At 52.7% G+C, this 11,323-nt stretch carries 12 protein-coding genes; 6 read left to right on the top strand and 6 right to left on the bottom strand.

Annotation, left to right across the window (positions count from 1 at the left end; all coding sequences use genetic code 11):
• Window positions 1-57 precede the first annotated feature (57 nt).
• The 6 genes from HQL65_18380 to cysE form a co-directional block, all read right to left on the bottom strand.
• Complete coding sequence (locus HQL65_18380; GenBank protein ID MBF0138204.1) at window positions 58-399, bottom strand: iron-sulfur cluster assembly accessory protein; 342 nt, start codon at window positions 397-399, stop codon at window positions 58-60.
• A complete protein-coding gene (gene iscU / locus HQL65_18375) occupies window positions 399-794 on the bottom strand; it encodes a Fe-S cluster assembly scaffold IscU (protein MBF0138203.1) in 396 nt (131 codons plus the stop codon). Before iscU ends, HQL65_18380 begins: the two co-directional genes overlap by 1 nt.
• Window positions 795-944: 150 nt before the next feature.
• Window positions 945-2,159, bottom strand: a complete 1,215-nt coding sequence (iscS, locus tag HQL65_18370; GenBank protein ID MBF0138202.1) for an IscS subfamily cysteine desulfurase — start codon at window positions 2,157-2,159, stop codon at window positions 945-947.
• A gap of 15 nt (window positions 2,160-2,174) precedes the next feature.
• Window positions 2,175-3,335, bottom strand: a complete 1,161-nt coding sequence (locus tag HQL65_18365) for a cysteine desulfurase (protein ID MBF0138201.1) — start codon at window positions 3,333-3,335, stop codon at window positions 2,175-2,177.
• Window positions 3,332-3,793, bottom strand: coding sequence for an Rrf2 family transcriptional regulator (locus HQL65_18360; protein ID MBF0138200.1), 462 nt, complete (start codon window positions 3,791-3,793; stop codon window positions 3,332-3,334). Before HQL65_18360 ends, HQL65_18365 begins: the two co-directional genes overlap by 4 nt.
• A complete protein-coding gene (gene cysE / locus HQL65_18355) occupies window positions 3,790-4,611 on the bottom strand; it encodes a serine O-acetyltransferase (protein ID MBF0138199.1) in 822 nt (273 codons plus the stop codon). The genes HQL65_18360 and cysE overlap by 4 nt, the downstream gene beginning before the upstream one ends.
• Before the next feature lie 269 nt (window positions 4,612-4,880).
• Here cysE and HQL65_18350 point away from each other — a divergent pair, with 269 nt between their 5' ends.
• From HQL65_18350 to HQL65_18325, 6 genes are all read left to right on the top strand, one after another.
• Window positions 4,881-5,918, top strand: a complete 1,038-nt coding sequence (locus HQL65_18350) for a DUF4351 domain-containing protein (GenBank protein MBF0138198.1) — start codon at window positions 4,881-4,883, stop codon at window positions 5,916-5,918.
• 113 nt (window positions 5,919-6,031) lie between these two features.
• Window positions 6,032-7,147: a radical SAM protein gene (locus HQL65_18345; GenBank protein MBF0138197.1), complete on the top strand. Its 1,116-nt coding sequence runs from the start codon at window positions 6,032-6,034 to the stop codon at window positions 7,145-7,147.
• 21 nt (window positions 7,148-7,168) lie between these two features.
• On the top strand, window positions 7,169-8,149 hold the full coding sequence (locus tag HQL65_18340) for an NAD-dependent epimerase/dehydratase family protein (protein MBF0138196.1): 981 nt from the start codon (window positions 7,169-7,171) through the stop codon (window positions 8,147-8,149).
• Window positions 8,146-8,898 (top strand): methyltransferase domain-containing protein, encoded by a 753-nt coding sequence (locus HQL65_18335; GenBank protein MBF0138195.1) that lies wholly within the window; start codon window positions 8,146-8,148, stop codon window positions 8,896-8,898. Before HQL65_18340 ends, HQL65_18335 begins: the two co-directional genes overlap by 4 nt.
• A gap of 185 nt (window positions 8,899-9,083) precedes the next feature.
• Window positions 9,084-10,709, top strand: coding sequence for a hypothetical protein (locus HQL65_18330; protein MBF0138194.1), 1,626 nt, complete (start codon window positions 9,084-9,086; stop codon window positions 10,707-10,709).
• A gap of 346 nt (window positions 10,710-11,055) precedes the next feature.
• On the top strand, window positions 11,056-11,323 hold a 268-nt coding region (locus tag HQL65_18325; protein MBF0138193.1), incomplete at its 3' end, for an Rpn family recombination-promoting nuclease/putative transposase.

Raw genomic sequence — 11,323 nt, 5'->3', positions numbered from 1 at the left:
GCCCCAATAAAATCTTTCTTTCCAATTTTTTTTATCCGAGGGTTAATGGACAGCCCCTTACACCTTGAAGGATTCACCACACCCACACCGCTCTTTTTCCTGGGGATTGACAAACTTGAACCCGGAACGAAACTGGGCGGTTTCGAAATCGACCAGGGTGCCATTCAAGACCAGCAGGGATTTGTCATCGACCACGAGTCGAATACCATGACTGTCGAAGACATGATCTTCGGCGGCCACGGTGTCACAAAATTCCAGCTTGTAAGACATGCCGGAACATCCCGAGGTCGTGACCCCGATGCGGATGGCTCCCTCGGGTGTGCCGCGTTGCGTGAGCATGTTTCTGGCCCGTTCGGCGGCCCGTTCGGTCATGGTGATGGAACGTTCTGGCGCAGACATTACTTGGCCTCCTTTTTTTGTTGTTTCTGGCGAAAATCCTGGATGGCCGATTTGATGGCATCCTCCGCCAGAACCGAGCAGTGAATCTTGACCGGCGGCAGGGCGAGTTCCTCGGCCACCTGGGTATTTTTGATGGCCAGGGCCTCATCAAGGGTCTTGCCCTTGATCCACTCGGTCACCAGGGAGGACGAGGCAATGGCCGAACCACAGCCGAAGGTCTTGAATTTGGCATCGTCGATGACCCCCTGGTCGTTGACCCGGATTTGCAGGCGCATGACATCGCCACAGGCCGGTGCCCCCACCATGCCGGTGCCGACATTCTGGTCATTCTTATCCAACACCCCGACATTGCGGGGATTTTCATAGTGATCGAGAACTTTTTCATTGTAGGACATGCGCGTTCTCCCAGACAATTCTGTCAGTTTGCTTCAAAAAGACGACGGATAAACCGGTAAACCTTCCGACCTGATCTGCCAGGTTCATCTGTGCCGGTCCGGCCATTCGCCGGCGCATTGGAACAATCCGGCACGCAAAACGCCCCCTGGTCAATGTCCACTCCATTGAACCGTGCCGGGATCGATTCCCTCCTGCACCATGTCCCACAAGGGGGACATGGAGCGCAATTTTTCCACGGCTGTCACCACCTTGTCGATCACGAAATCCACTTCTTCGGCGGTGGTTTGCCGTCCAAGGCCAAACCGGATCGAGGTGTGGGCCATCTCTTCTCCCACCCCCATGGCCCGCAGGACATAGGAGGGTTCCAGGGATGCCGACGTACAGGCGGAACCGGAGGAAACCGCAACATCCTTGATCGCCATCATCATGGACTCCCCTTCGACGTAGCCGAAGGAAATGTTGAGGTTGCCCGGCACACGTTGCTCCAGGTCACCATTGATTTCCACATGGGTCAGACGGGAGGTGATGCCCTGGTAGAGACGTTTTTGCAACTCCTGAAGGCGGGTGATTTCCTGCGGCATCTCCTGCCGGCTGATCGCACAGGCCGCACCCAGGCCGACGATCAACGGGGTGGAGAGAGTCCCGGAACGCATGCCGCGTTCGTGACCGCCACCATGGATGATCGCCTTGAGGCGGACCCGGGGCCGTCGCCGCACATAAAGGGCACCAATCCCCTTGGGACCATAGATTTTGTGTCCCGAGACCGACAGCAGATCGATCTGCATTTTTTCGACATCCAGGGGAATCTTGCCCACCCCCTGGGCGGCGTCACAATGGAAGTACACCTTGCGGGAGCGGCACAGGGCACCAATTTTTTCGAGGGGTTGGATGACGCCGACCTCGTTGTTGACCGCCATGATCGACACGAGAATGGTCTCTTTGGTGATGGCATCGGCGAGGGTTTGCAGGTTGACCAGGCCATTGCGTTCCACGGGCAGGTAGGTGACCCGGAACCCCTCATCGGCCTCCAGGTGGCGGCAGGTGTCCAGGACCGCCTTGTGTTCGGTTACCAACGTGATGATATGATTTCCTTTTTCCCGATTGAAACGGGCCACCCCGGTGATGGCCAGATTGTCCGACTCGGTGGCTCCAGAGGTGAACACGATTTCTCGGGCATCGGCACCGATCAGTGCCGCCACATCTCCCCGGGCGGCTTCGACGGCCTTTTCGGCTTCCCAGCCATAGGGATGCGACCGCGACGCCGGATTGCCGAACTTTTCCGTAAACCAGGGCAACATGGCCTCCAAAACCCGGGGATCGACGGGTGTGGTGGCTTGATAATCCAAATAAATGGGTAGTTTCATCAGAGTCATCTCCTTTCAGCCACCTGCCGTGGTCAAGGTTCCGGACATGTTTTGCAGACGCTTGACCACCCGGATAAAATTTGCACTGAAGCGTTCCACATCTTCTGCCTTGTTGTTCCAGCCGAGGGTGACGCGCAGGGCACCACGTCCCAGACTTTCAGCGACTCCCATGGCCCGCAGGACGTGGGAAAACGCCACCTTGCCCGACGCACAGGCCGAACCGCTGCTGACCGCAAAACCGGCCAGATCCATGTTCATGACCAGTGTTTCACCCTCCATGCCGGCCAGACCCAGGAGCGTGGTATTCGGCAACCGGGGCATGTGCCGGCCAAAGATGACACAATCCGGAATTTCGGCAAGCACGCTCTCTTCCAACAAGGTCCGCAATTGAACCAACCGGTTGGACTCTTCGTCCAAAGAGGAGCCTGACGCCGCAACCGCTGCCCCGAAGCCGACGATACCCGGCACGTTTTCCGTTCCGGATCGTCGCCCCCACTCCTGTCCTCCCCCCTGGAGCAGGGGTTCCAACAGAAACCGTTTATCGACAATCAGGGCACCGACTCCTTTGGGGCCTCCGAGTTTATGCGCCGATACGGACAAAAAATCCACTGACAGACGGCTGAGATCCACAGGAATCTTGCCGACTGCCTGGATGGCATCGACGTGCAGGGGAATCCCCCGGGCACGACATCCTTGACCGATGGTTTCAATGGGTTGGATCACCCCGGTTTCATTGTTGGCCAACATGACCGACACCAGGCAGGTCTCCGGTTTCAATGCCGACAGAATCCATTCTGCATCCACCACTCCCCGGGCATCGACCGGTGCAATCATGATGTTCATGCCCCGCCGGGCCAGGCTTTGGCAGGGTTCGAGGATTGAAGGGTGTTCAATTGCAGAAACAATGATGTCACCCTGATAATTTTTCCCGGCGGCCAAACCGGACAACACGGAATTATTGGCTTCGGTGCCCCCGCTGGTGAACACCACCTGCGTGGCATGAACCTTCAAAAATTCAGCCAGGGTACGTCTGGCTGATTCCACGGCCTGCCGGGCCAGGCGACCGGAGGCATGGATGGAGGAGGGGGACCCACCCTGTTCTCCCAGCCAGGGGAGCATGGCTTCCCGGACAGCCGGTCGCACCGGCGACGAGGCGTTGTGGTCCAGGTAGATCATCCCGGCAGTCCTACGGTTCCATGATTGTGGAGGCCACGGCCTGTTCGGTAGGCTTCGGCCAGACCCTCCAGATGGACGGATTCCAGATACTGGTGAATCCTGTCGCCCAGTTCGACCCACAGATGGTGGGCGATACAACGGCTGGAGCGCACGCAACCCTGGCCACCCTCGGTTGATGTATCGCAGGTGGTGGTGCGGATGGATTCGTCCACGGCTCGGATGATGTCTGCCACGCTGATTGTATCCGCCGACCCCGCCAGAAGATAGCCGCCACCGGGACCGCGCACACTGCGTACCAGCCCGCCCCGCCGCAGCTTGGCAAAAAGCTGTTCCAGATAGGAAAGCGAAATTTCCTGGCGTTTGGCGATATCGGCGAGTGACGCCGGGCCATCCGTTGTATGACAGGCCAGGTCAAGCATGGCCGAAACCGCATAACGTCCCTTGGTGGTCAATTTCATGGTCTGCACCCCTCTTGCATGTCCCCATTTATATCCTGAGTCGATTTGGTGCCACCCTGGAGGCAATCCGTGCCTGATCTTTTGCCCGGCCTGTCGGTTGATGATTTATTCTCTTTGATTTCCAGGGTAATGTCCTGGTCATCCATCTGGATTGGCATGATTTTCCCCCTCTCTTCAAGCAGTTCGATCCGGTCATCCAGTTGATGCATGTGTTCCAGGACGCAGGTGATGGCCCTGACCACGGGATCGGGCATGCTTTCCAGGTGGCCGTAGGCAGGAAACATGTTATCGGACTTGCCTTTCCGGTTACCGATGATCACCCGGCCCGGAATTCCAACCACCGTGGTATCTTTGGGAACATTATTGACCACCACGGCATTGGATCCGACCCGGGCATTCATGCCGATGGTGACCGGTCCGAGTATTTTGGCTCCGGCACCGACGATCACATTGTCTTCCAGGGTCGGATGACGTTTGCCTTTCTGCCAGGAGGTTCCACCCAGAGTGACACCGTGATAGATGGTGACATTGGCTCCGATTTCCGTGGTTTCGCCAATCACCACACCCATGCCGTGGTCGATGAAAAATCCCTCGCCGATGCGTGCCCCCGGATGAATTTCGATCCCGGTCAACATGCGTCCCAGGTGGGAGAGCAGGCGTGCCGGCAATTTTGCACGATGGTACCAGAGCCAGTGTGCCAGTCGGTAGACCAGCAGGGCGTGAACCCCTGGATAACAGAGCAAAACCTCCAAAAAATTGCGGGCTGCCGGATCACGCGCAAAAACCACCCGGATATCATTGCGAATTCGTGCAAACATACCTGCCTGTTCCCCACCCTGACCTCATTCCTGCCCCATCCCACCTTCCGCCAAGCGAAAGATATCGAACGGTCACAGCATGCAATACCCGAGATAAATAGTCAAGTATTATTTTTCACGGCATGGATTTCTCACCCAATAATTTATGTATTTTGGCTTGCGAAACATGCGAGCAAGGCCATACTGGTAATGGACGGATAAAATTTTTCTGGCACAAAAATTTCTATATAAGTAATTTTTGTGCCAAATCTCAAGAACGAGAAACGCCCATGCCAGAAAGTCATGAAAAACCCCAAAAAGATTCCTTTGATACCCCCTGGAAAGACATTCTGGAGGCCTACTTCAAGGATTTTCTGGCCTTTTTTTTGCCGATTGCGCATGACAATATTGATTGGGAGCGTGGCTACGAATTTCTGGATACCGAGTTGGCCAGTATCACCCGCGAGGCAGAAATCGGCGACCGGCGCATGGACAAGCTGGTCAAGGTTTGGCAATGCAACGGTGACGAACATTGGGTTTTGATTCATATTGAAGTACAAGGCGACCGGGTACCGGAATTTGAAACCAGAATGTATACCTACCAGTATCGGGCCTACGACCTACAACAAAAGCCCGTGGTGGGTTTGGCAATCCTCGCCGATGAAGATATCGGTTGGCGTCCCTCGGAATACAGCAGTACACTGTGGGGAAAAAGCCTGATCTACCAGTTTTTCTCCGTAAAATTGCTGGATTATCTGGAACATCAGGCCAATCTGGAGAGTTCCAGCAACCCGTTTTCCATGGTCACTTTGGCGCACCTGTACGCCAAAAAAACCAGGAATCAACCAGAAGATCGCTATCAAAGCAAATTGTCTCTGGTCCGCAGTCTGTACAAGCGGGGTTTCAGCCGCCAACAGGTAATTGATATTTTTCGTTTTATCGATTGGGTACTCCGCTTGCCGGAAGAAATCGACAAGCGGTTTCGGCAAGAGATTCTTAACATTGAGGAGAACCAGAAAATGCCTTACATCTCAAGCGTGGAACGGATTGGCATGGAAATAGGCCGCCAGGAAGGCCACCAGGATGGCCTTAAAGAAGGTCTCAAAGAAGGTCTCAAAGAAGGTCTCAAAGAAGGTCTCAAAGAATGCCTTAAAGAAGGTCTTAAAGAAGGAGCGGCAGTCGTTTTCCTCCGTTTACTGCAACGGCGTTTTGGTCCGTTATCGACGGGTATTCATGACACTGTGAAAAGTGCCGATCTTGCCTCCCTGGAGCTATGGAGTGACAAAATATTTGATGCCAGGTCGATTGATGAAGTTTTCGTAAGCTGAAGAACTTGATCGTATCGCCAATTTTCTCAGCGCAATGACACCAGAAGCCACCAGCACAAACCTTGGCGGGATCGGATGCCAATTTCACCCATGAGATACAATAAACGCCCCTCGTGAAAAAATACCTGCTCAATTTTCGCTATGCCGTCAGGATGGGCAAGCCCTTTCTGATCGGACGGCTGATCAAAACCTTTCTGGGAATTCTTTTCCTGCGACGGCGACCTTTGCGGTATGTGGATTTTGCCATTGGTTACAGTTGCAATCTCAAGTGTGCGCACTGCTTTGCCACGGCTTTGGAAGATGGGCGCATGCGCCGAGGCGTGTCGCCGGCACACAAACAAAACCCCCGCAAGATGCAACCCACCCAAAGTCGGGGGCGTCGCCGCATCACCCCGAAGGAATATGCGGAGATTGCCCAACAAGCCATGGCTCTGGGGGCCGTCAACTTTTCCTTCCAGGGTGGCGAGCCGACCCTCTATCCGGAACTGAAAGAGTATATCCAGGCCGTCCGCCCGGAACGCAACGTGGTCTCCGTGACCACCAACGGCACCCTGCTCGACCGGGAAAATATTCTTGCCCTGCGGCAGGCCGGGGTCGATATTCTGACCATCAGCCTGGACAGTGCCAAACCGGAAATTCATGACGCCTTTCGAGGCATCCAGGGAACCTTTGCCAAGACCATGCAGACCATCCGCACGGCCATGGAAGTGGGTCTGCGGGTCACGGTAGGGGCCGTGGTCACCCCGGAAAATCTGCGTTCACAGGATTTGCGTGATTTGATCGATCTGGTCACCGGCATGAACGTCATCCTGTTTTTGGCCCTGGCTGCCCCCGTGGGCGAGTGGCAACACAACACACACATTTTTTTTTCCCCTGCCGACCGGCTTTTTCTGGATGAACTGACTGCCCGCAATCCGTTGGTAAGAACTGATTTTGCAGCTAATTTCATCCATTATGGCTGTGGGGCGGTCAAGGAGATTCTCTACATCACCCCGTTCGGGGATGTTCTCCCCTGCCCTTTTCTTCATACCTCCCTGGGCAATCTTTTCGAGGAGTCCCTGGCCACCATTCGCCAACGTGCCCTGCAAAATCCCTGGTTTGCCGATTATGGCCAACTCTGTCTGGCGGCAGAGGACAGGGAGTATCTGGCTAAACACAACAAGCCTTTCCAGGATGCTCACGGCCGGATATCCCGCTACGAAGAGACCGATCCTGAACAAAAAAATTAAGCGTACCGGAGAGAACTCCTGATGGGCATTATTTTTGTAACTGGTGGCACCGGGTTTGTGGGCCGCAATCTGGTTGCCCGGCTGATCCAAGACGGCCATGAAGTGCGGGTCTTGACCCGCAATCCGGACCGTGTCCCTGTTGGTGCCCAGGCCGTGGTGGGTGACTTGTTGGAACCCCTGGCCTATCGCCGGGCATTGACTGGCTGTGATTGGCTGTTTCACGGGGCCGCCGCCATCACCTTTCGGACCGATGCCCTTGCCCAGGAGATCAACGTGGCAGGTACCCGTCTCCTGGTGGAAACGGCCCGGGAAGTTGGCATCAAACGCTTCATACACCTGAGTGCCTGTGCCGTGCTGGGCGTCAGTCACACTCCCGAACAGGTTTTGGACGAAACCGCCACCCCCCAACTCGGCCCGGAGCAACCCTACGCCTGGACCAAAAAATTGGCCGAGGATCTCCTGCTGGAGCAGGCCAGGCAGGGCATGGATGTTCGCATCGCCCGTTTTTCGACGGTTTATGGTCCCGGCGATGCCCGCATGAACTCCGGCTCGATCATCCGCTCCGTGCAAAAAGGGATGTTGTTTGTCCCACCGGGAGGTACCAGCTTCATTGCCGTCCTGGACCTTGTGGATGGATTGCTGGCCGTGGCGGAAAGAGGCCGTCCGGGCGAGAGCTATATTTTGAATGGCGGCAACCTGACCTATCGTGAGTTGACGGGACGTATTGCCCAGGTTCTGGGCGTGGCACCACCCCGATTGACCCTTCCCGGTTTGGCTTATGCCCCTTTGCTGGCCATGGCCTGGGTCTTGACCCGCCTGCGACAAGAGAATCCCCAGGCCGTCAATCTCGTTACCCCGGCCATTGTGCGGGAAATATTTCATTATAAATATTTTTCCACAGCCAAGGCCGCACGCGACCTGGGCTGGCATCCACAACAATCCCTGGAAACCTGCGTGGCCGCCGCCGTGGATTGGTATCGGACGCAAAAATTATTGCCATGAACGACCCACACATCACTGCCGATCAGGTTCGCCAGGCCAACAAAACATTTTACGATCTTGCCGCACCGGTTTACGAAACCGTGGATGGGCGTCGCACCCAACCGGTCCTGACCTGGATCGAATCCCGCCTGGCCACCTTGCGCCAGGAGGCATCTGGTGATCGCCTGCTGGATCTGGGATGCGGCAGTGGGGTGGTCATGCGGTGTGCCCGTCCCCATTTTCGTTTTGTGGCGGGTCTGGATCTTTCCGTGGAAATTTTGCGTCTTGCCGCACCGGCAGGTGCGGTGACTTGTGGCGATGCGGGTGCCCTCCCCTTTCGGGACTGCTCCCTGGATGTGGTGGTCTGTTTTGCGGCCCTGCATCATCTCCTGGAGCATGCCCCCCTGATCAATGAGGTGTATCGCGTGTTGAAACCCGGGGGTATTTTTTACACCGATCATGACATGGCCCTGGCCTTCAGCCAGCGCTTTGCCCTGCCTTTGCACCTCTATCGCCACCTGCATGCGGCCCAACGCCAATACCAGAAGGTCAACAATCAGTTGACCCGGGAACTTTACGCTTTGACCGAAATTCATGCCTCCGGCCTGGATCATCGTCCCCTGCTGACCCTGTTGCAAACAATAGGATTTTCCCGCATCGAACACCATTTCCACTGGTTTGGCCTGAATGATCTCTGCAACCGCCTGCTGGGCAAACGGCATTTCAAGGCCGGCTGGGCACCGCTGCTGGCCATGACGGCAGGCAAGTAAACTGGAAAATCATCCGAGATTTTCCATACATCCAGAGAGAAATCCTCGTCTTTTCGGCTTCAGTTTTGCCACGATGGGTTTTGCAATCGGCTTAAAATAACACTTGACAAAATCAATCAACTCGTGGAATGATTCTAGTGTATGTTGTATCCATGGTGTAATAAAATCTGACTCGGGAGGCTGTCATGGTCAAAATTGAAGATATAAAAGATGGGGAGATGAGATCGTTTCTGGAAACCACCCCCGAGGATAAACTTGGAATCATTGACCAAAAGGTGGTCCCTTTCATCAATCGCATCGAAAAACTCTCCTCCGAAAATTTGCCATTTACCTTTGGGGTGTTCGGATCCTGGGGTAGTGGCAAGAGCGTTTTTCTCGGACTTCTTGCTGGAATGTTGTCAGGCATCAGACAACATGATAAATTACATAATGATTTACATGGAAGATATAAAGTAATCTACTTTAATGCATGGAAATATGCCAGCTTCATGGAAGTGATTCCGGCGCTGGTTACGCGCATGATAGAAACAGCCGCAAGCGATGATAGTAATAATATTCCGGACACAAAAGACGAGTTGATCAGCCTTTCGCGTGATATGCTTAAATTGTTTGGCGCTCCAATTTCATCCTTACTCAAAAAACACTTGGGAAACGAAACTGTTGAGCAGATTCAAGCCTTAATTAAATATATTTCCGATAACCCCACCAAGTCTCAAGCAGAAGAACTACTTAAAATGTACCATTCCCAGGTCGATCAGACCCAGAATTCTTTGGGAAAATTTCTTACCCCCAGACTGAAAGATAAACGAATGGTGGTGTTGATTGACGAGCTTGATCGTTGTGACCCACATGAAGCTTTTGAAGTTATCAAACAGTTGCGAATCTTTTTCACCATGCGAAAATTGCCCCTGGTATTTGTTTTGAGTGTCAACCCGGAACCGGTTGGACTGGCCATTCGTCACCAATATGGTCTTGAAGAAGTTAGTAATGATTTTGAATCCAGGCGCATTCTGGAGAAATTCGTCGATTCTTACATGGACATGGCTGACAGTATATCCCTGGAACCCTTCATCCTGAGCCAATTTAAAAAACGTGAATATAAGGATGACGATCTATCTAAATTATCGTTGGTACATTTTGTAGATAAACCTGTTGATCCGTTTGGAAATCTCCAGGGGGAAACTATTTTTAATAATATACGCACGTCCAATCCCTACTACGCTAATTTACGTGTATTGGAGAAAAGTCTTGATTCTGTCCTGGCTTTCCAAATAAAAAATGATGACGATTTATTTTGGGCCCGTTGGCATCTTGAAATATTAAAGCACAATAATATTGATGTCCGGAAGAAAATCAAGCTATTATCTGATGATTTTGGTAACCTTGCTACTCGGTGCAACGCAGAGTTTGTAAACATCTTATATGATGATGGCTATATTATGCATAATGGAAGTATTCTGATACCGGATATGGCAGGAAAAGGTCTGAAGACCGGTACAGGGTTTTATGTATTTCGTAAATTTTTTTGGGAAGAAATGAATCGCTTAATAGGTAGTATTCAGGGGAGAAATAAAACACCTGAAGACGAGAAAAAAATCGGGGCATTGAGGGAGTTTCTCGCCGATACCTATCTGATGTCCTTTCTGGCATCCATGTGCGCTCTCCCTGTTAAAGGCAAATATGGGAATAAATCCAGCCTATTCGCAGAACATTTAAGCAATAATGACCGTGCAAACGAACATTATAAGACAGATGATTGGAAAAAATATGATTTCTTCGGTGAATTCTCTAAACTATTATACGAAAGTTAATTTACTTTTAAACCATATATACTTCTGGATGTCCGGTTCAGGTAAACAATTGGATAATATTGCACTCAATGCAAAACCCGGATAGTGCCCCTGCTGCAAACAGCAGGGTTTCCCTATATCAGACGCAGTTTCCACTGATTTGGTCTGAAACAAACAACAAAACCATGGCAGTTTATTTTTGGCATTGATTTTCTTGACAAAAAAATGCCATACTCGTTCTGGTCGCTTCCAGGGTCCAGAACCGGCATCACTCACAAAAAAGCGGTCTTTTGTCCGTTTTTTGGAAAAATACACACCTCAAGGTAGATGCATTTAAAATGTCGTCTAAAAATATAAAGCACGAATCATGATCGATCTGGCCCACCCCCACGACCGTCTGATCAAGGTGCTGCTCCTTCATCCTGAATCAGCGGGACATCTCCTGCGTGAACGCCTTCCCCCACCCATAACCGCCATTCTGGCCCCTGGAGATCCGGAACTGGTTGATGGATCATTCGTGAGCGATGAGTTGTCTGCTTATTATTCCGACCGCTTGTTCCGGGCCAAAACAATCACAGGTAAAGATGCTTTCTTCTACGTCTTGATCGAGCATAAAAGCTATCCAGATCGCAAGG

Source organism: Magnetococcales bacterium (genome assembly GCA_015228935.1).
GTDB lineage: Bacteria > Pseudomonadota > Magnetococcia > Magnetococcales > DC0425bin3 > HA3dbin3.
Note: the sequence above shows the minus strand (reverse complement) of the source record. Positions and strands in the feature narration are given on the sequence as shown.

Excerpts from the sequence above, each read along its gene's own strand:
- HQL65_18380 (MBF0138204.1), bottom strand. The coding sequence starts at position 399 with ATGTCTGCGCCAGAACGTTCCATCACCATGACCGAACGGGCCGCCGAA.
- iscU (MBF0138203.1), bottom strand. The coding sequence starts at position 794 with ATGTCCTACAATGAAAAAGTTCTCGATCACTATGAAAATCCCCGCAAT.
- iscS (MBF0138202.1), bottom strand. The coding sequence starts at position 2,159 with ATGAAACTACCCATTTATTTGGATTATCAAGCCACCACACCCGTCGAT.
- HQL65_18365 (MBF0138201.1), bottom strand. The coding sequence starts at position 3,335 with ATGATCTACCTGGACCACAACGCCTCGTCGCCGGTGCGACCGGCTGTC.
- HQL65_18360 (MBF0138200.1), bottom strand. The coding sequence starts at position 3,793 with ATGAAATTGACCACCAAGGGACGTTATGCGGTTTCGGCCATGCTTGAC.
- cysE (MBF0138199.1), bottom strand. The coding sequence starts at position 4,611 with ATGTTTGCACGAATTCGCAATGATATCCGGGTGGTTTTTGCGCGTGAT.
- HQL65_18350 (MBF0138198.1), top strand. The coding sequence starts at position 4,881 with ATGCCAGAAAGTCATGAAAAACCCCAAAAAGATTCCTTTGATACCCCC.
- HQL65_18340 (MBF0138196.1), top strand. The coding sequence starts at position 7,169 with ATGGGCATTATTTTTGTAACTGGTGGCACCGGGTTTGTGGGCCGCAAT.
- HQL65_18335 (MBF0138195.1), top strand. The coding sequence starts at position 8,146 with ATGAACGACCCACACATCACTGCCGATCAGGTTCGCCAGGCCAACAAA.
- HQL65_18330 (MBF0138194.1), top strand. The coding sequence starts at position 9,084 with ATGGTCAAAATTGAAGATATAAAAGATGGGGAGATGAGATCGTTTCTG.